The organism is Flavobacterium helocola (assembly GCF_038289885.1).
In the GTDB taxonomy this organism is placed as follows: domain Bacteria; phylum Bacteroidota; class Bacteroidia; order Flavobacteriales; family Flavobacteriaceae; genus Flavobacterium; species Flavobacterium cheniae.
The window spans coordinates 1-20,794 of sequence record NZ_JBBYHT010000006.1 but is presented as its reverse complement, the minus strand read 5'-3'; the positions used below and the strand labels follow the sequence as shown (position 1 = coordinate 20,794).

The following is a 20,794-nucleotide window of genomic DNA, read 5'->3' as shown; positions in this document are numbered from 1 at the left end:
TGTTATTTGCTTTTTGGGATTTCTAATGGCTAAAATACAACATTCAAAAAAAGGAAGCTGTTAACGACTTGTTATTTATTTTCCATTAAAATCAAAGCAAAAACCGAATAGTTAATCATGTCTTGGTAATTAGCGTCAATTCCTTCCGAAACTAAAGTTTTTCCTTTGTTATCTTCGATTTGCTTTACACGAAGTAACTTTTGAATTATTAAATCGGTTAACGAACTGATTCTCATATCGCGCCAAGCTTCGCCATAATCGTGGTTTTTATTTTCCATTAAGGCTTTCGTTTCTGCGATTTTTTCGTCATATAATTGTACCGCTTCATCAGCTGAAATATCTGGTTGATTGGCAACTCCTTTTTCCATTTGAATTAAAGCCATTGCACAATAATTGATAATTCCAATGAATTCTGATGCTTCACCTTCGTCCACTTTACGCACTTCGTTTTCTTGTAGACTACGAATTCTTTGTGCTTTAATGAAAATTTGATCGGTTAAGGATGGCAAACGTAAAATACGCCATGCAGTACCGTAATCGTGCGCTTTTTTGGAAAATAAATCGCGACAAACCGCTATAACTTTATCATATTGTTGAGAAGTATTCGACATTATTTGGTGTATATTTGTGTGAAATTTTTCAAAAGTAAAAAAATAAGAACAAAGAATACCGATTCTTAACAAAGAATTTCATGTTTTTATAAGAAAACGATTTCGTAAACTGTAATTTGAAAAACTACTTTAAATGACAATTAATTGCAACGGAAATTTAATCGATTTGTCAACTCCAAAAGTAATGGGGATTTTGAATGTGACGCCCAATTCCTTTTATGATGGTGGTAAGCACAAAGAAATCAATTCGATTATTCATCAAGTAGATAAAATGCTGTCGGAAGGTGCTGATTTTATTGACATTGGTGCGTATTCGAGTAAGCCAAGTGCCGAATTTGTATCGGAAGGAGAAGAAATAAAGCGTTTGGTTCACATTATTAAAGAATTGGTTGAAACATTTCCTACGATTATTTTATCGGTTGACACGTTTAGAGCTAATGTTGCTAAAGCTTCAGTAGAAAATGGAGTGGCAATGGTGAATGATATTTCAGCAGGTTTGTTAGATGATAAAATGTTGGAAACCGTTGCCGATTTAAAAGTGCCGTACATCATGATGCACATGCGAGGCAATCCACAAACGATGCAAAGTTTGACGCATTACGAAGATATTGTCAAAGAAATGATTTTTTACTTTTCGGAGCGCATTAAAAAGGCGAGAAGTTTCGGAATTTCAGATATTATCATTGACCCTGGATTTGGTTTTGCCAAAACATTAGAACAGAATTACGAAGTTTTGCATAAAATGGAGTTGTTTTCGATACTAGAATTACCATTATTAGCCGGAATTTCAAGAAAATCGATGATTTATAAAGTGTTGGAAAAAACACCCCAAGAAGCTTTGAACGGAACTTCGGTTTTAAATACGATTGCGTTACAAAAAGGAGCTAAAATTCTCCGAGTGCATGATGTAAAAGAAGCGGTGGAATGTATAAAATTAGTCAGTAAATTAAAATAAATAATGAAGAAATTAGTTGCTATTGTTGCCTTAATGGGTTTGTTTTCTTGTAATAACGAAGAAGTGTTGTTGCCACAAGAAAGTGTTTCGGTTATGAAAGAAATGACAGATCATTCACCTATTTACATGTTCTTTAAAACCGAAGAAAATAAAGATGATAAAGAAAAATTAGACACAATTGTGGAAGTGAATCGCAAGAACTCGATTTCTTCAACTAATTGGGTTTTCAATATAGACAAACGTTTACCGCTGAAATTAGTCATTCCTGAAGTGATGGAATTACAAGATAAAAAGAAAAGCAGTTCACATTCTAAAACAGGAACCATGAACGTTTTTACGTATTCGGATAGTGTGGCTAAGAATTTAGCGTTTTTTCCTTTTACCGATGTTGAGTTTAAATACAGTAAGCACTTTTCTAAGTTTTTCATTAAAAAACACGCCGAACATTATAGAAACTACCACAATTTCACAGTAAATTTCAACAAAGACAACAAAATTACCGTTGACGGAAATGATATTTCTCGTGAAGAATTTATCGATTTCATAAAAGAATTTGCTGATTTCACAAGTGATGGAAAAATCACAATGTTGCATTTGAATTTTGATAATCGCCTAACGTACGACCAATACATTCAAAATAAGATTTTGGCATGGAAAGCAACGAATAACGAAATTCAATTGTCTTCTTTTGAGTTCGTGTACGATGAGAAAAAATTGCCTGAATGTGGGTGTAAATTGTAAGTTGTTAAAATAAGAAAATTGGTTTTATGAGGTATGTTTTTCTTATCGTTTTCTTATCAATTTTGAGAATAAATGCTCAAGAAAATTCAGGTATAATTTTATTTGAAAATAACATCAAGTTACATTGGACAATAAAAACTTTTAACGAAAAGGAACATCAAATTAAAATTTGTAAAAACGATTTTGGTGTTCAATATATTTGTGCAATTGATAATGCTATTTGGTATGGCTCAGATATTCCTGTAGATAAGCCTAAAAATCAATTAACCAATTTGGTTTTAGAAATTGGAAAAAATAAGATTATTTTGGATGTCTCATCAATGTTTAATCCAAATTTCAGTGGAGAATTATCAAAGCATCAATTTAAAATAATTAAAAAAGGAAATCAATATGTTTTATATGGTTTCTTTTCCGATGGAGCGGGGACTTATACAGCACATTGGAGAATTGTTGATACTATTTCGATAAGAGAAGTTATATCCAACTTAGAAGAACATTTTTCATGGCAAAATTAACTACTTAGAACTCCCAACTTCCTTCTCCAACTCCCTACTGATGATGATACGGTTCATTTCTTAAAATCGTAAAACCTCTATAAATTTGTTCGATTACAAATAATCGTACCATTTGGTGCGAAAATGTCATTTCAGATAACGAAACTTTACCTTGTGCTTTTTGGTAAACAGTTTCACTAAATCCATACGGACCGCCAATTACGAATACTAAGGTTTTAGTACCCGCATTCATTTTCTTTTGTAGAAAGTCGGAGAAACCAACGCTGCTGAATGTTTTTCCGTTTTCATCTAATAAAATTAAATGGTCAGTTGGTGTGATTTTAGACAAAATCAATTCGCCTTCTTTTTCTTTTTGTTGGGCTTCCGATAAGTTCTTTACGTTTTTGATATCGGGAATAATTTCCAAATCAAATTTTACGTAAAACGACAAACGCTTGGTGTAATCATCAATCAAGGTTTGTAACGATTTATTGTCGGTTTTCCCAATAGTTAAAAGGCGGATGTTCATAGGATTTGTTTTTGCAAAAATAACATGAAACATCTGTCATTCTGAACTTGTTTCAGAATCTCTAACTTATAATTAAATAGAGAAACTGAAACAAGTTCAGTTTGACAAAGGTTAGATTTAATATTTACTATTCAATCTTTTCTACTTCTTTAAAGTCAACTTCACAAGCATAAGAGAATAGTTTTTCTTTCTTAATGATATCAGCAGTTCCTTCTGGAAGCATGTCTTCCCAACCAGTTTCACCTTTACAAATCATTTTAAGTATTTTTCTTGAGAAAAAATCTAGATTTTTTTCATCATAATCTTTGATATCGATTACTTTTCCATTGAATTTGAAGAATTTGTACAATTCTTTCATTCTTGGGTGTACTTTCAAGTTTTCTGAAGTGATTACATTTCCGTTTTCATCTTTCATTGGGTATAAATACACTTTTAAGTCGCGATAGAATAATTTTCCAAACGCTTCTAAAATTCCACCCGATAAATGGCGGTAATATTTCTCGTCGAAGATTTCAATTAAGTTATTTACACCCATAGCTAATCCCATACGAGCTTTAGAATAGTTAGAGAAATATTCAACTACTTTGAAATACTCTTGGAAGTTAGAAATCATTACGTTTTTCCCTAGTTTGCAAAGTAATTCCGCTCGGTCAAGGAAATCGCGTTCATCAATTTCACCTTCTGCTTTTAAGTTAGAAAGCGTAATCTCAAAAACCACAAATGTATTGTCTTTATCTACTTTATTCTCTTTAATAAACATGTTGTATGATTCTTCATACATATCCATATTTACTTTAGTAACCGGTCTAAAACTTCCTCTTAATGCTAAGATATTTTTCTTGTATAAAACAGCAGCAGGAAGAATGTTTTTCCCATCAGGACCAAACATTACGGCATCAGTCATGCCGTTTTTAACCAATTGTAAACTCATCAAACGATTGTCTACATTAGCAAAACGAGGTCCAGAGAAATTAATAGTATCAATTTCTAATTGGTCTTTATCTAAATGGTCGTATAAATAGCGAAGTAGTTTTTTAGGATCGTTGTATTTGTAAAAGGCACCATAAATTAAGTTAACACCTAAGGTTCCAAGTGTTTCTTGCTGTAATTTGGCATCATTTTCTTTAAAACGGATGTGAAGAATAATTTCATTATAATCTTCATCTGGTTCTACTTGATAAACGATTCCAACCCAACCATGTCCTTTAAATTGTTTAGCAAAATCAATAGTCGCTACAGTATTGGCATAACTAAAGAATAATTTATTTGGATGTTTATCTCTACTTAAACGTTGTTCTACCAAATTAATTTCATGCGACAACATCTTTTTCAAGCGACTTTCAGTAACATAACGACCATCTTCTTCTACACCATAAATAGCGTCACTAAAGTCTTTATCGTATGCCGACATTGCTTTTGCAATCGTTCCAGACGAGGCACCAGCTCTGAAAAAGTTACGTACCGTTTCTTGTCCTGCTCCAATCTCAGCAAACGTTCCATAGATGTTTTCATTAAGATTGATTCTTAATGCTTTATCTTTTATGGAAGGGATTTGCTCTATCTCTCTGTCTCCACGAACTTTAATATCTGTAACCATGCTTTTCATTAAAATAAATTTTGGGGTACTTGGAAAAAATAGTCTCCAATGGCAAAGTTAATCATTTTATAAAAACTACCATAATTATTGTTATTTTTGTGCAAAAGATAAGGCTTTGAAAATTTATTTTTTAGGAACAGGAACATCTCAAGGAATTCCAGTAATTGGAAGTCATCACTCGGTTTGCTTGAGTACGGATAAAAAAGACAACAGATTACGTGTCTCGGTTTGGATTGAAACCGAAGACGCTTCTATTGTTATCGATTGTGGTCCCGATTTTAGACAACAAATGCTAAATTCGAAATGTCCTAAAATTGATGGGTTGTTATTTACGCACGAACATGCCGATCATACTGCGGGTTTAGACGATATTCGTCCGTTCTTTTTTAAACAAGGTGCAATTGCTATTTATGCGCATGAACGCGTATTAAAAAATTTAGAACGACGATTTGATTATATTTTTCAAACCGAAAACAAATATCCAGGAGCGCCTTCAGTTTCTGAAAATGAAGTGGTTAATGACCAGCCATTTACCGTAAATAATGAAGTTGTTATTCCAGTGAATGCTTATCATGGTTCGTTGCAAGTTTTTGGATACCGAATTCAAGATTTTGTGTATTTGACAGATGTAAAAACAATGGAAGCTTCCGAAATCGAAAAAATAAAAGGATGTGAAGTATTGGTAGTAAATTGTTTAAGAGAAGAACCACATAACACACATTTTAATTTAGAAGAAGTTTTACATTTCATATCTTTGGTGCGTCCAAAAACAACTTATTTAACGCACATCAGCCATTTGTTTGGTTTTCATGAAGAAATTCAAAAGAAATTGCCAGAAAATGTGTTTGTAGCTTATGATAATTTAGAAATTAATATTTAATACTTATGAAGAACGTAATTTTGTATGCTTTGATTTTCTCGTTATTGTTTAATGTTTTTCAATATGTGAATTCTACTAAAATATTAGACGCAAAAGACAAAGAAGTACTAAAAGTAAAAGCGAATTTAAAAACTTCGAGAGATTCTGTCGCTACTTTAGCAAATGCGAATTATTTTGCTTTGGAAAGTGATGAAGATGCACAAGAGTATTTCTTTTCTAATAACTTAGATTATCAAAAAGTTGCTATTAAAGTAAAAGAAGATCTAATTAGTTTGAATGCAAATAAAAATGGAAATCCGCTTGTTCCTTATGAACCAATTGATGGGAATCCATTTTTAATTAATACCTCTAAAGTTTTAAATCACAGATGGATTATTGCCGAATTTTCATGTGGTGATTTATGGGGGCAAGTTTTAATAAAATACTTTGTTTCAGAAGGAAAACCAACCGATTTTGAAACGGTAGAAACGGTTTTATACGAAAGACAAACGAAAGAATAAATGAAATACAACGCAATGTCGACTACAACTACTAAAACCCAATTAGAATGCTATTTTGAGCAATTCAGAAAAGATATAATTGGAATCAATCAAAGTTTTCAATCGCCTTTTGGGGAAAAGAAAATCATTTACACCGATTGGACAGCCAGCGGAAGATTATATCGCCCAATTGAAGAGAAATTAATGAATGATTTTGGTCCTTTTGTAGCCAATACGCATACCGAAACTTCAGTTACAGGAACAGCAATGACAATGGCGTATCATGAAGCGCGTCACATTATCAAACATCATGTAAACGCATCTGATTCGGATATTTTAATTACCGATGGAACTGGAATGACAGGTGTAGTGAATAAATTCCAACGTATTTTAGGACTTCGTATTCCAGAAAATTTAAAAGAGTTTACGGCTATTCCAAACGAGTTGAAACCAATCGTTTTTATTTCGCACATGGAACACCATTCGAATCAAACGTCTTGGTTAGAAACCATTGCAGATGTTGTAGTAATTCCAGCTGATGAAAACGGATTATTATGCATTAATGAATTAAAGAATTTACTAGAAAAATATAAAGATAGAAGTTTTAAAATTGCATCAATTACGTCGTGTTCAAACGTTACCGGAATTAGAACTCCGTATCATGAAGTGGCAAAGTTAATGCACCAAAACAACGGTGTTTGCTTTGTAGATTTCGCTTGTTCGGGTCCGTATGTGAATATTAATATGCACCCAGAAGATGCAGAAAGTTATTTGGATGCGATTTTCTTTTCTCCTCACAAGTTTTTAGGAGGTCCTGGAACTTCAGGAGTTTTGATTTTCAATAAAAATTTATACAAAAATAACGTTCCAGATTGTCCAGGTGGAGGAACTGTAAGTTGGACAAACCCTTGGGGTGAACACAAATACATTGACAATATCGAAGATAGAGAAGACGGCGGAACTCCAGGCTTTTTACAAGTAATGAAAACCGCTTTAGCAATTCAGTTGAAAGAAAAAATGGGTGTTCAGAATATTTTAGATAGAGAACACGAGTTAGTAGATTACATTTTTGAAACTCTTGGAAATGTTGATAATTTACATATTTTGGCGAATCAACATCAAGATAGGTTAGGAGTTATTTCGTTTTATATTGATGATTTACACTACAATTTAGGAGTGAAATTACTAAACGATAAATTCGGAATCCAAACGCGTGGTGGTTGCAGTTGTGCTGGAACTTACGGACATTATTTGTTACATGTAGATCAAGAAACTTCTCATGATTTGGTTTGTAAAATTTCCTCAGGCGATTTAATTCAAAAACCAGGATGGATTCGTATGTCAATTCACCCAACGACTACAACAGATGAAATTGAATTTGTTTGCGAGAACATTAAAGCTTTAGCAGCTAATCACAAAGAATGGGGAACAGATTACGAATACAATCCGAAAACCAACGAATTCGTTCATAAAAGTGCCAAAGGCGAAATCAAAGAAATGGTTCACAATTGGTTTAATTTATAATTTAGGAAACTGTTTAAAAATTATTCTGTGTCATGCTGAATTTATTTCAGCATCTAATTAACTAGAAGCTGAAATCGAAGATTCAACGAAGTTAAACGAGTTCAGTTTGACAAAATCAGGTGTTTTTTAAACAGTTACTTTTTCTTTTGTATGTTTCCATCTTTTATGCGTCCACAAGTAAAATTCTGGAGCTTCATAGATTTGTTCTTCTACTAACTTCAAGAATTTATCAGTAATTTCATAATTAGGAACCGATTTTACGTCTTCCGAAAGTACTTCAAAGCTTGCTTGATAATAACCTCTTTTTATTTTTTTAGTTCTTAGGAAAATCACATTCATATCAAAACGTTTAGCTAGCATTTCGGCACCCGTATGAACAGGAACAATATGTCCCATAAAAGGCGCCCAATGATAAGCCGAGCTAGGTTTAGGCGATTGATCACTTGCAAATCCGTATAAACTTAAAACATTTTTATTGTAATTGTCTGAAATAGTTGGAATCGTTTCTTTCGTAGTAATTAATTCGGCTTTAAATTTAGAACGGATTCGTTTGACTAATTTATCAAAATACGGATTTGCTAATTTTTTATAAATACCAAATCCTTTACAGTTAATGTGATAATTCATGGAAACAACCCATTCGTAACTTGCATAATGCGCACACATTAAGGCAATACTTTTATTTTTTTTCTCCAAATCATAATACACATCCATGTTGCTAAAAGTGAATCGTTTTTCAATTTCCTTTTGCGATATTGAAATAGTTTTAATCATTTCTAAAAACATATCACACATGTGGCTGTAAAACTTTTTTTCAATTGTAAGTCTTTCTTTATCAGATAAGTGCGGTAATGCCAATTTAATATTATCACGGACTACCTTTTTGCGGTAACCAATAATGTTATAGGTTAAAAAGTATACAAAATCTGATAATAAGTAAAATACTGGAAAGGGTAGTATAGATATTATCCACAATATCGGATAGATAAGTATGTAAACTAATAATTGCATTCGCGAAATTTTTTACAAATATACTTTTTTAGTTCTAAGTAAATTTGACAAAGTATTCCTAAATTTACAAAAAATAGATTTCATGAATATTATTTTATTGGGTTTAATAGTAATAAATGCCTTAATAAGCTACAAAGCCATAAACGATACTTCTTTTTTTAGAAAATATGAATTTCATATTGGAAGTATAAAATCGGGTGAACAATTACGTATCTTGAGTTCTGGTTTTTTACATGTCGATTTTCAGCATTTGTTTTTTAATATGTTTACGTTGTACTTTTTTGCTCCTTATGTGATTTATAATACAAGTGCGCTTTATTTTTTGTACATTTATATGGGAAGTTTAATTGCAGGAAATTTACTTACGTTCTACTTTCATAAAAACGATTATTCGTACCGAGCAGTTGGTGCTTCTGGAGCGGTTACAGGTATCATTTTTAGTGCTATTCTGTTAGAACCAAATATTCGTATGTATGGATTAATTCCGGGCTATATCTTCGGATTTGCCTATTTGTTGTTCTCTATTTACGGAATGAAAGCCAAAAGAGATAATATTGGTCACGTAGCCCATTTTGGAGGAGCAATTGGAGGTTATGCTTTTACATTAACAAAATATCCGCAATTAATTACTACAGAACCTTTAACCGTTGGTGCTTTATTAGTTCCAATTGTAGTTTTATTTTTCTTACAAAAGATGAATAAATTATAAAATTTTAAGATTTTGTTTTTTTGGCACAATACTTGAAAAACTATAAATAATTAAAATATTAAGATTATGAAAAATTTAGTAATGATACTATTATTCTCAGCAGGTATGGTACAAGCACAAGAAGTAAAAACAGTTCCGCAAATTAGCGTTTCAGGAGAAGGAAAAATTAAGGTTACACCAGACGAAGCTATAATTACAATAGCTGTAGAAAACACTGGAAAAGACGCAGCCGAAGTAAAAAAGAAAAACGATGAAATCGTAGACAAAGTACTAAAGTTAATCAAGCAACGTGGTATTCCAACGGCTGATTATCAAACGCAACGCGTGAATTTGTATAAGAACTACGATTATAACACTAAAAAATACAATTACGTAGCCAATCAAACCATTTCAATTCATTTGAAAGATTTGTCTAAATACGATAAGTTAATGATGGATTTGGTAGATAGCGGCATCAATTCGATACAAGGTGTAGAATTCAAATCGTATAAAATTAAAGAATACGAAAGCCAAGCGCGTAAAAAAGCGATGCTAGATGCGAAGCAAAAAGCAGAAGATTACGTTTCGGTTTTAGCAGGGCAAAAAGTAGGGAAGGCGTTAGTAATTTCAGACAACTCATTTACTAATTACCCACGACCAGTGTATGCCGAAATGAAAACAATGGCAATGGCTGATGGAAGCGCAATGCCACAAGAAACCTTAGCAATTGGAGAAATTGAGATTATTTCAAACGTATCCGTTTCGTTTGTTTTAGAATAAGAAAATAGTCTAAAAAACAACAAAGCCAGAATGTAAGTTCTGGCTTTTTTTGTTATACTTTAAAAATGGCGAGTAGCCATAAACAGCTTTTTAAAGTGTAGGTTAAATAGTGATTTATATTTAACAAAAATTCATGAATAATACTCAGTTGCGGATTTTAGAAAGGTAATCTAGAACTAGTAATTGAAGCAAACCGCAATTGATGGCAGTTATTATTTTTGTATTCCAGTCTTTTTGTATTAGGAAATGTAGTAAAACTGTTTTCAATATTTTTAATTGTCAAGAATGAATAAATAAAACTGTAAACAAATAAATGAGAAGTTATTTTCTTATTTATGGTTTACGTCAATTTGAAATAAACTTACTGTTGCGTTGTCATAATGTGCTGGAAGTCCTTCAGTGTTTCTAAGTTTCAATAAACCTAAAAACTCAAAGCCACATCTTGTGTAGTGATTAATTAACCCTGAATTATCGCCAACTGTATCCATTCTTATGAATTGTTTTTGATTTTCTTTGGCATAATTCTTTGCCCATTCTACAATTTGGCCAACTAAATTTTGTCCTCGAAAATCAGGATTTGTTGCTATACGGTGAATATAAACAGCTGGATCTTCGTTACGTTCCTCCCAGATTTGAGGATCATTAAAAGTTGTCGCCCACACACAAGCAATTTTACCTTCTGAAACAATTTTCCATTGTCTGTTTTCTGAAATTTCAGTTTCAATAAGTTTTCTATCAAATTCTGGCCAATGGCTGGTAAATCTTGTCTTCTGAAAATCGGTCGCGATTTTGTATAAACGAAAAATTTCGTCTGTGTCGTTACTGTTGCTATTTTGTATTTGAAAGTTCATTTTGATTTTGAATTATTAGGGCAAATAAACTAATTTAATAGATGATTGCCTATGTTTACTTTGTGACTGTTTTAATTACCATCTCTAAAGTTTTTAACACTTTCGTTGGATATGGTAATAAAATCCAATTTTCCTTCGCATTTATCTCCTAAAGGTGCTTGTATTCCAAATCCAACTTTTACAGTGGAAGAAAGGTCTAATCCAAAACAACGAACAAATCGCCATTGTTGACCATTGACTGAATAATGAAGTCCCCAAAAATCACCTTTACGAGTTATACGCAACCAACATTTATTGGATGGGAGTAATTCACCATTGGCGTCATCCGACCAATTATCTGTGATTACAGAAACCACATTGTACATTGTGTCAACGCCTAGTTCAACTGCTAATTTTATCCATCGGGTTTCCGTTTCTCTCACCATCAAGAAAGCTGCGTCGTAGCTAAAGTTTCCTTTTGTTTCAACTTCCGCTTTGATGGTAAAATCACCAGTTTTTTCGGTATAAAAAAAAGAAGCATCATCAATTATAGCTTCTTTGTATTTGCAAATGAAATCAGTTTTAGCATTTGCTACAAGACAAAATCCGGAGTCAGTATCACTTATCTTGCAAGCATTCAAACTGTTTTTAAAAGTATTTTTCATATATTTTATTTGATTTTTTTTCTTTGATGGTTATATCTTTTTGCAATAATTTTTATTATTCTATCCAAAAATTCCCAACAGAATAGGTTTTTGCTGTTCCGCTAATAATAACTCGGTCACCTTTGTCTTCACAATATAGTTTGCCCATTCGTTCCGAAACTTGTTGCCCATAAAGTACTTTTTTATCGAGTCTTTTTGACCAAAATGGCACCAAAGAACAATGAGCAGAACCTGTTACAGGATCTTCTAAGATGGATGCTTGTGGTGTGAAAAAACGAGAAACGAAATCACAGTCATCTCCAATTGCTGTTACAATTATTCCGCCTGGGTCAAGGTTGATTTGGTCAAACAATTGTCGGTCAATTTTAATATTTCTAATTGCTGTTTCGTTTTCATAAACCAAAACATAGTCTCTTGATTTTAAAATTTCCCTAGGTTGGATATTTAACGATTTTGAAATTGTCTCGGGTAAAGTAACTGCAATAGGCATTCTTGATGGGAAGTCCATTTTGTATAGTCCATCTTCAACTTTAACAATTAAGTCGCCACTTAATGTTTCGAAAACAATTTCATCTTTTTTGTAATCTAAAATTGTCTTTAAGCAATGTGCTGTTGCAAGTGTGGCGTGACCGCACAAATCCATTTCAATTTCTGGCGTAAACCATCGCAAATGGATTTTTTCTCCTTTATCTACAAAAAAAGCGGTTTCTGCAACGGCATTTTCTTTAGTTATTTTCAACAAAATGTCGTCTGATAACCAATTGTCAAGTGGCACCACACAAGCAGGATTTCCACCAAAAATGGTATCTGTAAATGCGTCAATTTGGTAAAGTTTTAATTCCATTTTTCTTTTTATTTTATAATAAACAGCATATAGTCAATTTCTTTTTTGAAAAGACTATATGCTGTAATTTTAGTTAATTAGGCATCCACAAGGATCACTTGACCAGTAATAAATCCATCAACCGAGCGTTCAAACGCTTTACCCACCAATGTACTTGGTACGGGTTGAAATCCTGGCATCATATCGCCATAAACATCCCAAGCTTCTGCTAAAACTGTTGGATTTACTGAATTTACACGAATACCTCTTGGCATTTCGAAGGCTACACATTTTACAAAGGTATCAATGGCACCACTTGTAGTTGCATCTGCAATAGCAAAAGGAATAGGCTTTAAATTTAGTATACCTGTAATAAGCGTAAAGGAACCTTTATCAGCAATGTATTCCTGACCTATTCTAACAATATTGATTTGCCCCATCATTTTACTCATTACTGTAGTCATCCATTGCGCTTCAGTCATTTCCTCGAAGGTTGCATATTCACATACGCCAACTGTATTCACAACTGCATCAAAGTGACCAACCTCCTTGAATAATTTTCTCAAAGATTCTTCACTGGTAATGTCAACTTGGTAGTCGCAACCGTCTTGAGAGCGACCTGCTGTAATCACTTTGTGTTTTCCTAAACCTGTCAGTGCTGCTTTTCCCATTTTCCCATTAGCACCTATTAAAATTACTGTTTTCATATATTTAATTATTTTTAATTTGAAGTGCAAAATTACACTCCTGTCATACTATTCAAGTAGGACATTTGTCTAATAATTAAATTGATGCTCTTATTCTACTTAAATGTCTTTGAGTAATTCCAAGATAGGACGCTATATAGTGAAGTGGAATTTGTTGTACAAATTGTGGATAGTTGTTTATCAAATCTACATATCGTTTTTGGGCGTTGGATTTTTGATGATTAAATATCCATTTTTCGAGTTCAACATATTCTTTTTCAGCAATTATTTTTAAAAAATTCAACCATTTATTGTTTGATTTCGCAAGGTTTTCTAATTCTTTTTTTGAAATTGAAATTATTTCAGAATCGGTTAAAGCTTGTAAATTTTCTTCTGATTTATTCTGTGTAATAAATGAAGAATAAGCCACTAATAATGTATTGGGAAAGGTAAAACAATAGGTTATTTCTTCGTCATTATTAGAATAATAGAATGATCGAAAAATACCAAAATTCACGAAGGAAAGCGTGGTACAGATTTCATCTTGTTTAATGAAAAAATCTCCTTTTTTTATTGTAGAAATAGTCGCTAAACTTATAAATTCATTTATTTCACTGTCTGTAAATAAATTGTATTGTTTTAAGTATTCCAACAGTTGATTTTTCTTAAACATAGTACTTGTTTTAAGCTTTAATTCTATAATTCGTATTTATATTTTGCTGCTTTGCAAAGTTAGCAATTACAAGTGTAGAATTTTAAATCCCTTTCAAATCATTGATGATATAAAAAATATGACATTGATTTACTGGCTGTTTTTCTATAAAATCATTTGTACTTAGTTTATTAAAAGACTTTACTTTCTCCATCATTTGGAATAAAAACCTTGTTAGAAAGTCCAATTTTTGAAACTTCTACTTTTAATTGTTGTCGTGTCGTCGGGCAATGATTTACAGCTTCTAGATGATTTGCGATTACTTGATTTGGTGCGTTTTTTACGAATTTTAAAATGTCATCCATTCGCATTAACAAAGGTTGAAAAATATCTAATTGAGCCGTTCCACAAGCGACCACAGCTATTTCAGGTTTTAATTGTGTCAAAACTTTATGCACATCTTCGGTATAAATGGTGTCTGCGCTTAAATACATCGATTTTTCATTAGGCAATTCTATGTAAAATCCCATAACATTTCCCATTGGTTTGGCAACAAATCCGTAACCGTGAACGGCTGGAATTCCTTGAATTTTTCCACCTAAAAAAATGCTTTCTTTCCAATATTCAACGGTTTGGGAAACGTATAATCCTTTTTTTCTTAATGTACTTTCGTCCTTAACACTACAAATAACAGGAATTTGTTTAAGGCGAAGAAAATCCTCTGCTTCCTTATCTAAATGGTCGGGATGTAGATGAGTTATTAAACAATGTGTAGTTTTTTCCACGATATTCATTGCATTGCTTGGTAAATCTACAATTGGATTTCGTTGTGTTTTAAAACGGAACAATGTAAAAGTGGGTCCAGCAGTTCCTTTTTTTCCAAGCATTGGATCAACAAGAATGACTTTATTTCCAGTTTCTATTACCATAGTGGCATTTCGCAAATGATGTATTTTCATTATTTAATAGTTTTAAATTGAAAGTACAAAGTTGCTCCATACTAAAATAGATTCCATTGATTGAAATCAAGAAATTAAATTCTTTTTCTAATTCTACTCAATGTTTCAGGTGTAATTCCCAAATAAGAAGCAATATGATATTGTGGAATTTGCAGTAACCAGTCAGGTTTTGTCTTCATAATATCGAGATACAATTCTTCAGCAGTATTTACAAAATGGTTAAACTCTTCACTTTCCTTTTTAACAACTATTCTTTGGAAAATAGTTTCAATAAATAGTTTGCCACATTTGTATTGGTTAGTAAAAGTCAAGAATTTTTCTTTGGATAAAATTCTCAAATCTACATCGGTCAAACATTCTTGATACTTTCTTGTTACTGTGGAATGAGTAAACGAAGAAAAGTCGGTTATAAAACCTGAACTAGTATAAAAATTAATATTTTTTTCCCTGTCGTTAGTTGCATAATATTCCCTAATAATGCCTTGGTCTAAAAAACGGAGTTCATTTTCAATAGTTCCATTTTCTAAAATGATTTCCCCTTTTTTGTATGATTTAATAACAAAAGTATTTACAAATTCTTCTAAACCTTCTTTATTAAAAGGAAATTCATTGCTAAAAAATAAAGATAATTTGTCTGTTTCTGTCATTATTATTTTTATAGTTGTTTCTGCGGTTCGGCAAAATTGCCACCAACGTTCCGCGGCTTGCTCTCAGTGGCGTTGAACCAACACCAAGCCATTACAAATATAACAAAACATTCCATTCAGTAGCGGATTTTCCGTAGGAAAATCCGGAAGTAGCCATTGAAGCAAACCGCTGTTAACTGCTGGCTTTTATTCGTTTAGCCGATTTTCTATATCCATTTGTTGATGGAGAATTCGGATAATCTCTAACTCACTTTGTTTTTCGTTGATTTTGTAGAAAATAAAATGGGATTTGACCTGAGAACGTAAATAATCTTTTCTGACATGGCTAAAATCAGAACCAGAATTTGGTTTTTGACATAGATATTCTATTTCATCAAAAATCAAATTCAAATACCTGTCAGCTTGTTCTGCAGACCAAGTTTCAATTGTATAAAGCCAAATTTTTTCAAGATCATTTGATGCTTCTTTACTTATTTTGTAAATCATTTACTCAAATGTTTGTTATGTAAATCCTTTAAAAAAGTATCTCTGTTAAAATCTTTTACAAATCCAGATTTTTCTCCTTTTTTAAGTTCTTTGATAAGTTCAGCTTTTTTTGATTCTTCTTGCTCAAACATTCTTAATGCAGTTCTTACAACTTCACTTGCTGAAGAAAACCGACCACTTCTTAATTGCTGATTAATAAAATCATCAAAATAATCTCCTAATAGTATTGATGTGTTTTTTGCCATGACAAATAAATTCAAAAAACAAATATACCAAGTTTTGGTATAATGTCAAATTTTACGGAGATTTTTTTTTATGGTTACTGCTAACGTTCGGGCGCTTGGCGAGGTTGCGAACTTCGGAACGGATTATTTCCTATCAAAGATAAAATTTCTTGCGAGAAATAAACGTGAATTTACTACAAAATTCGCAATCTTGCCAAATGGCTGTTATGTAACGCCTTTATTCGTTTTTCTTATCTTTCCAATATATTTTTTCTATTTCAAATTTCTTAGTTTCTGGGTCGAAATTGTAAATTATTGAGTTTCCAATTAAACAACTTTCATAATTTTCTTTTGTTAAATACCAAGAACTCTCAATTTCAATTTTTTTCTTATTACTGAAGTCAAACTCGAATATCGGGTCATTCATTTCTTCAAATTTTTCAACGCAATTTTCAGTATTTTCTTTTTTCTTTAATTGCTCTATGATATCTGAAAACATTGTTTTCTCATCTAAATATTTTTTTATCTTATTGGATTTAACTTCGAAAAAGTTTAAAGAATTTCCGTCTCCTACAACATCATCTGTAATAACTATGTGTGAATTTTCAGCTGTTTTATAAATGTTTATTGACCAAAATCCATCGACAATTGTAAACCCTGCTTTGTTGGGTTCAAAATATTTTTGATTAAAATAATCAGGATTGTCGTCAATATAAAAATTATTCTCTTTAATTTCGTTATACCATTTAATTCTGTCATTTAATTTCCATTCCCAACTTGGAAAAGCACTATCAGGCAAGAGTAAAATAATGTCAAGTAAGTCTTTATTTATTTTATAGTCAATTGCAACTTTATTAATTGAATTTGAATTTTGGATGTTTTCATTTTCTTCGACTTTTAGAGTGTCGTTAAGTTTTGAAGTTGTTGAAATTGTATTTTGAGTTTTGTTTTCACAAGACAAAAATGTCAAAGTCAAAATTATGAAAATAAGTTGCTTCATTTTATAGGTTTTGTTTTCATAAGGCGTCACATAACGTTTTTCGGCTTTGCGTAGTGGCGGATTTTTAGCACAAAAGTTTAATCGAAGAACTGCACTTGAACCTACCACAGAACTGTCATACGAAGCACTGAACCCGCCATTACGCAAAACCGCTGTTAGTGGCTGGGCTTATTTATCTTTTGTCAGCAACATTTCTTGTCTTGTTGAATTGGCGGACATTTTACACTTCCATAACTGCAATAAACGCAACAGTCGCCTTGCTGTGGTTTTAAAACGGTCTTGCAATTTTCACATTCGTAAAAATATTGGCAAGCGTCTGTCGGCATAGTTTCTTCCTTTTTGTGCCCACAGTTTGGGCAAGTGATTGTTGATTGTAATATGATTTCCATTTTATTTCTCTTTTTTGTCTGTTACTGAATATCCTGTTCCGTTGATTGCTTTTTCAATTTCGGCAATGTTCGTTTTTGAGTTATCAAATTCTACAATTGCGTTTTCATTTTCGAATGAAGCGGTTGATTTGATAATACCCGAAAGTTTATTCACTTCGTGGTTTACGTGTTCTTCACAACTTGCACAAGTCATACCGCTAATGGTAAACTCAACTGTCTGAACATTTGATTTGTCAACCACAATGACTTGTTTTTCTGTCTTTGGATAAAAAATGTGAGCATAATAAGGAAAGGCGAGCATTACTATTGCAAATGCTGTTACTATTCCTAAAAACATTTTCGATTGAATAAATTTTGGTTTTTCTTCCGATTCGCAATTGCAGTCAATTTGCTTTTTGGGTTTTAACTTTTGATACCAAGAAAAACCAAGAACCAAAATTGTCAAACCAATGAAATACGGTCGGAAAGGTTCGAGCCACGAAAAAGTAGAAGCAAGTCCGCTTGTCCCACCAATAAGAGCCAATACTGGTGTGATGCAACAAAGTGATGCTGCGATTGCTGTTAAAAGTCCTGCACCGATTAATTTTTTGTCTGTTTTCATATTGTTTCCAAAATTTTATTTTCGTGAAGTATTTTGAAAAACGGTTTGAGCATTTTTTCATACTCTTTTGTCAATGAGTAGAAAATGGTTTGTGCTTGCCTTTCCGTTTCAATGAGTTTTCTGTCTTTGAGTTTTCTGAGATGTTGTGAAATTGCCGAAATGGTCATTCCGAGAATGTCACTCAAGTCGCAAACGCAAAGTTGTTTCTCTTCGTAAAGTAGGAACAGGATTTTCAGTCTTACGTTGTTACCCGCCAATTCAAGTCCGTTCGATAAATAGTCAAACGAACCGTTCAGTTCTGAAACTCGGTCTTTGCAACGGTTTATTTGTTTAATGTCCGCCTGTTGTCGTATGCAAGAAATGTTGTCCATAATGCAAAGATAGTCAATTTGCTTATTTAAGCAACTACTAAAATATGAAATATCAAAAAGAACTCAATTTGTCTGTCGGGTTGTGTCGTCATAGCCTTGCCACTAACGTTCCGCGGCTTGCTGAAGTGGCGACTTCGGAACTATTTATTTTCTCTCAAATATACAATTTCTTGCGAAAAGTGAACTAGATTTAAAATAAAAAGTCGCCATTTTAGCAAACCGCTGTTAACTGTAGTTTTATTCTTGAATTCTGTTTTTCAAATCCATTCTAGAATGTAGAAATCTAGTAATCTCAATTTCGTTTTCGTTCATTATTCTAAAGAAAATTATATGTTGTCCAGATTTATAACCATAAATATCATCGCTAATTTCTATATAATTTTTCGCTAAGTTTTGATTTTCAGCCAATACTTGACAATCTCCAATAAGTTCAAAATAGTATTTGTCAGCTTGGTTTTCAGACCAAACTTCGTATGTATAATCCCAAATCTTCGATAGATCTTCTATTGCTTTATTTGTTAATTTGTATTTAGCCATTTCTTTTTTTGGCTTTTAACGATTCAAGATGTTTTTTTGGATCAAAGTCATTTGCGATTCCGCTTTCAATTCCTTCATTGATGGCTTTTTTAAGAGCAACAATTTTGCTTTCCTCTTCTTCTAGCAATCTCAATCCAGCTCGAATAACTTCGCTCGCGTTTTTAAATCTACCTTCTGAAACTCTACTATCGACAAAGTTTTCAAAATAGTTTCCAAGCGATACTGATGTATTTCGTCCCATAATTTTTTCATTTTTAACAAAGTTACCAAAATTTGGTAATAATCAAAGAAAAAGTTGTTTTTTTCTCGGACAAAAAATTACAGTTAACGTTTTGCTGCTTTGAGATGGCTGGAAGTTCGTAACCGCTCAATTTTCGGCTTAACGAAAACTTGATGCGAAACGATAATTCCACTAAACTCCAGCTAGCTCAAAACAGCTGTTATGCCTTCGGTTTTTTATTTATTCCAATATTCATTTTTCGGTTTCGCTTCCGCACCGTTTAAGTCGGGAGCAATTTTAACCTTTTAAATTTATGTCAAATATCTCTTTGATTGCCCATAAAATTATAACCAATAACAAGCTTGATATAAGTTTGTTTTCCGAAATAAGCTTCCAAAATTTTAACATTATAGAATTTGCTTTTCGGTCATTATTTGGATTTGCAATTGTATTATTTGTTATCGGACTATTAGAAAAGTTATTTGATGATTGAGTTCCGTGATTATTTCCGCCAATATAATTTTCGGCCACAATTGTCGGTTTAATTTTTTCTAATTCACTTTTTTCAATGAAATCTATATATTTGAAATGTCCGCCTTTTGATTTAGCTAAAATCCCTTTTTCGGTCAAATCATACCAGTCTTTTTCTTTTGATAAGTATTCAAAATATCCAAGTTTTACACCTAATGAAACAATGCCTTCAGTAATGCTAAAATATTCATCCCTTTCTTCTTCTGTGATTGGATTTAAATATTTTTCGTGCAAAATATTCACAGAGCTATTAGGCTCTGTTATTTCAGATTCTAATAAAATAATTTCTAAATATTTATATAATGTTTCTTCTTTAATTTTCATATTTCGATTTTCTAAACTGAGGCATAACGTTTTGCGGCTTAAAAATGTGGCGAAAATGCACCACCAAGCCTTCACAAATATAGCCAAAACTTTAAATTAAACAACTGCGCCATTTCAAAAATTCCCGAAACCAGCCATATTTTTAAACCGCTGTTGTGTGCTGCATAATATTTTCTGAACTTAAAAAACTCAACGCAAAGTTTATCGGCAAAGTTCGGATTGTCACACAAAGTATATTTTCACGCAAAGTTTGGTTTCAGGTTTTAATTTCACAACGGATTTTCCCGAAAACGTAATTTCAGCACAAAGTTTATCGACAAAGTTCGGTTCGGTTTTCGACTATCACGCAAAATTTTTTCGGTAACAATTTCAATAAATTTCTTTCGGAAAAAATAGGAGAGAAGCTTTCGGCGTAAGTTCGGAAAATATGTTGCACACAACGTTATGAGGCTTGCTTTCAGTGGCGTTGAACCAACACCAAGCCAATACAAATATAACAAAACATTCCATTCAGTAGCGGATTTTCCGTAGGAAAATCCGGAAGTAGCCATTGAAGCAAA

Annotated in this window: 29 protein-coding genes; 8 read left to right on the top strand and 21 right to left on the bottom strand. The window is 32.3% G+C overall.

Annotated features, from left to right (window positions below):
• Nucleotides 1–71: 71 nt before the first annotated feature.
• Nucleotides 72–611: a DUF1599 domain-containing protein gene (locus AAEO58_RS11825; RefSeq protein ID WP_341683588.1), complete on the bottom strand. Its 540-nt coding sequence runs from the start codon at nt 609–611 to the stop codon at nt 72–74.
• Nucleotides 612–744: 133 nt separating this feature from the next.
• Here AAEO58_RS11825 and folP point away from each other — a divergent pair, with 133 nt between their 5' ends.
• From folP to AAEO58_RS11810, 3 genes are read left to right on the top strand one after another with little or no spacing between them, the layout of a single operon-like run.
• On the top strand, nt 745–1,566 hold the full coding sequence (gene folP / locus AAEO58_RS11820; protein ID WP_341683586.1) for a dihydropteroate synthase: 822 nt from the start codon (nt 745–747) through the stop codon (nt 1,564–1,566).
• A 3-nt stretch (nt 1,567–1,569) separates the two neighbouring features.
• On the top strand, nt 1,570–2,307 hold the full coding sequence (locus AAEO58_RS11815; protein ID WP_341683585.1) for a hypothetical protein: 738 nt from the start codon (nt 1,570–1,572) through the stop codon (nt 2,305–2,307).
• 26 nt (nt 2,308–2,333) lie between these two features.
• Entirely contained in the window at nt 2,334–2,822 is a 489-nt protein-coding gene (locus AAEO58_RS11810; RefSeq protein ID WP_341683584.1) for a hypothetical protein, read from the top strand.
• A 34-nt stretch (nt 2,823–2,856) separates the two neighbouring features.
• Here the strand turns inward: AAEO58_RS11810 and rlmH are convergent, their stop codons facing one another.
• A complete protein-coding gene (gene rlmH, locus AAEO58_RS11805; protein ID WP_290820141.1) occupies nt 2,857–3,330 on the bottom strand; it encodes a 23S rRNA (pseudouridine(1915)-N(3))-methyltransferase RlmH in 474 nt (157 codons plus the stop codon).
• A 127-nt stretch (nt 3,331–3,457) separates the two neighbouring features.
• A complete protein-coding gene (locus tag AAEO58_RS11800) occupies nt 3,458–4,927 on the bottom strand; it encodes a TonB-dependent receptor (RefSeq protein WP_341683686.1) in 1,470 nt (489 codons plus the stop codon).
• A 115-nt stretch (nt 4,928–5,042) separates the two neighbouring features.
• Between AAEO58_RS11800 and AAEO58_RS11795 the strand changes: the two genes are divergently transcribed.
• From AAEO58_RS11795 to AAEO58_RS11785, 3 genes are read left to right on the top strand one after another with little or no spacing between them, the layout of a single operon-like run.
• On the top strand, nt 5,043–5,807 hold the full coding sequence (locus tag AAEO58_RS11795) for an MBL fold metallo-hydrolase (RefSeq protein WP_341683583.1): 765 nt from the start codon (nt 5,043–5,045) through the stop codon (nt 5,805–5,807).
• Nucleotides 5,808–5,812: 5 nt separating this feature from the next.
• Nucleotides 5,813–6,307: a hydrolase gene (locus AAEO58_RS11790; protein WP_133606392.1), complete on the top strand. Its 495-nt coding sequence runs from the start codon at nt 5,813–5,815 to the stop codon at nt 6,305–6,307.
• 15 nt (nt 6,308–6,322) lie between these two features.
• A complete protein-coding gene (locus AAEO58_RS11785) occupies nt 6,323–7,810 on the top strand; it encodes an aminotransferase class V-fold PLP-dependent enzyme (protein ID WP_423972065.1) in 1,488 nt (495 codons plus the stop codon).
• Nucleotides 7,811–7,936: 126 nt separating this feature from the next.
• On the opposite strand, the gene AAEO58_RS11780 is transcribed toward AAEO58_RS11785, so the two are convergent.
• A complete protein-coding gene (locus AAEO58_RS11780) occupies nt 7,937–8,821 on the bottom strand; it encodes a lysophospholipid acyltransferase family protein (RefSeq protein WP_341683580.1) in 885 nt (294 codons plus the stop codon).
• A gap of 82 nt (nt 8,822–8,903) precedes the next feature.
• Between AAEO58_RS11780 and AAEO58_RS11775 the strand changes: the two genes are divergently transcribed.
• On the top strand, nt 8,904–9,530 hold the full coding sequence (locus AAEO58_RS11775) for a rhomboid family intramembrane serine protease (RefSeq protein ID WP_341683579.1): 627 nt from the start codon (nt 8,904–8,906) through the stop codon (nt 9,528–9,530).
• Nucleotides 9,531–9,596: 66 nt separating this feature from the next.
• On the top strand, nt 9,597–10,289 hold the full coding sequence (locus tag AAEO58_RS11770) for an SIMPL domain-containing protein (RefSeq protein WP_341683578.1): 693 nt from the start codon (nt 9,597–9,599) through the stop codon (nt 10,287–10,289).
• A 329-nt stretch (nt 10,290–10,618) separates the two neighbouring features.
• Here the strand turns inward: AAEO58_RS11770 and AAEO58_RS11765 are convergent, their stop codons facing one another.
• The 17 genes from AAEO58_RS11765 to AAEO58_RS11685 all read right to left on the bottom strand — a co-directional run.
• Entirely contained in the window at nt 10,619–11,140 is a 522-nt protein-coding gene (locus AAEO58_RS11765; RefSeq protein WP_341683577.1) for a GNAT family N-acetyltransferase, read from the bottom strand.
• 71 nt (nt 11,141–11,211) lie between these two features.
• A complete protein-coding gene (locus AAEO58_RS11760; protein WP_341683576.1) occupies nt 11,212–11,784 on the bottom strand; it encodes a DUF1349 domain-containing protein in 573 nt (190 codons plus the stop codon).
• Between the two features lie 55 nt (nt 11,785–11,839).
• Nucleotides 11,840–12,628 (bottom strand): PhzF family phenazine biosynthesis protein, encoded by a 789-nt coding sequence (locus tag AAEO58_RS11755; protein WP_341683575.1) that lies wholly within the window; start codon nt 12,626–12,628, stop codon nt 11,840–11,842.
• A gap of 77 nt (nt 12,629–12,705) precedes the next feature.
• Complete coding sequence (locus AAEO58_RS11750) at nt 12,706–13,314, bottom strand: short chain dehydrogenase (protein WP_288112509.1); 609 nt, start codon at nt 13,312–13,314, stop codon at nt 12,706–12,708.
• Nucleotides 13,315–13,390: 76 nt separating this feature from the next.
• On the bottom strand, nt 13,391–13,966 hold the full coding sequence (locus AAEO58_RS11745) for a Crp/Fnr family transcriptional regulator (RefSeq protein WP_341683574.1): 576 nt from the start codon (nt 13,964–13,966) through the stop codon (nt 13,391–13,393).
• 170 nt (nt 13,967–14,136) lie between these two features.
• The gene (locus AAEO58_RS11740) at nt 14,137–14,904 is read right to left on the bottom strand and encodes an MBL fold metallo-hydrolase (RefSeq protein WP_341683573.1); all 768 of its coding nucleotides are present in this window, start codon (nt 14,902–14,904) and stop codon (nt 14,137–14,139) included.
• A gap of 74 nt (nt 14,905–14,978) precedes the next feature.
• Nucleotides 14,979–15,551, bottom strand: coding sequence for a Crp/Fnr family transcriptional regulator (locus AAEO58_RS11735; RefSeq protein WP_341683572.1), 573 nt, complete (start codon nt 15,549–15,551; stop codon nt 14,979–14,981).
• Between the two features lie 186 nt (nt 15,552–15,737).
• A complete protein-coding gene (locus AAEO58_RS11730; RefSeq protein ID WP_133606404.1) occupies nt 15,738–16,037 on the bottom strand; it encodes a type II toxin-antitoxin system RelE/ParE family toxin in 300 nt (99 codons plus the stop codon).
• Complete coding sequence (locus AAEO58_RS11725) at nt 16,034–16,282, bottom strand: type II toxin-antitoxin system ParD family antitoxin (RefSeq protein ID WP_133606406.1); 249 nt, start codon at nt 16,280–16,282, stop codon at nt 16,034–16,036. Before AAEO58_RS11725 ends, AAEO58_RS11730 begins: the two co-directional genes overlap by 4 nt.
• Nucleotides 16,283–16,499: 217 nt before the next feature.
• On the bottom strand, nt 16,500–17,261 hold the full coding sequence (locus tag AAEO58_RS11720) for a hypothetical protein (RefSeq protein ID WP_341683570.1): 762 nt from the start codon (nt 17,259–17,261) through the stop codon (nt 16,500–16,502).
• A gap of 182 nt (nt 17,262–17,443) precedes the next feature.
• Complete coding sequence (locus tag AAEO58_RS11715; protein ID WP_341683568.1) at nt 17,444–17,650, bottom strand: GDCCVxC domain-containing (seleno)protein; 207 nt, start codon at nt 17,648–17,650, stop codon at nt 17,444–17,446.
• A 1-nt stretch (nt 17,651) separates the two neighbouring features.
• On the bottom strand, nt 17,652–18,251 hold the full coding sequence (gene merTP, locus AAEO58_RS11710; protein ID WP_341683566.1) for a mercuric transport protein MerTP: 600 nt from the start codon (nt 18,249–18,251) through the stop codon (nt 17,652–17,654).
• Nucleotides 18,248–18,622 carry an ArsR/SmtB family transcription factor gene (locus tag AAEO58_RS11705; RefSeq protein WP_073178575.1) on the bottom strand — a complete coding sequence of 125 codons (375 nt, stop codon included), beginning with the start codon at nt 18,620–18,622 and terminating at the stop codon, nt 18,248–18,250. Before AAEO58_RS11705 ends, merTP begins: the two co-directional genes overlap by 4 nt.
• A gap of 237 nt (nt 18,623–18,859) precedes the next feature.
• The gene (locus AAEO58_RS11700) at nt 18,860–19,159 is read right to left on the bottom strand and encodes a type II toxin-antitoxin system RelE/ParE family toxin (protein ID WP_341683565.1); all 300 of its coding nucleotides are present in this window, start codon (nt 19,157–19,159) and stop codon (nt 18,860–18,862) included.
• Nucleotides 19,152–19,400: a type II toxin-antitoxin system ParD family antitoxin gene (locus tag AAEO58_RS11695; RefSeq protein WP_166077957.1), complete on the bottom strand. Its 249-nt coding sequence runs from the start codon at nt 19,398–19,400 to the stop codon at nt 19,152–19,154. The genes AAEO58_RS11700 and AAEO58_RS11695 overlap by 8 nt, the downstream gene beginning before the upstream one ends.
• A gap of 276 nt (nt 19,401–19,676) precedes the next feature.
• Nucleotides 19,677–20,234 (bottom strand): hypothetical protein, encoded by a 558-nt coding sequence (locus AAEO58_RS11690; protein WP_341683564.1) that lies wholly within the window; start codon nt 20,232–20,234, stop codon nt 19,677–19,679.
• 269 nt (nt 20,235–20,503) lie between these two features.
• Nucleotides 20,504–20,794, bottom strand: a 291-nt coding sequence (locus AAEO58_RS11685; RefSeq protein WP_341683563.1) for a hypothetical protein, incomplete at its 5' end; no start/stop codon positions are given.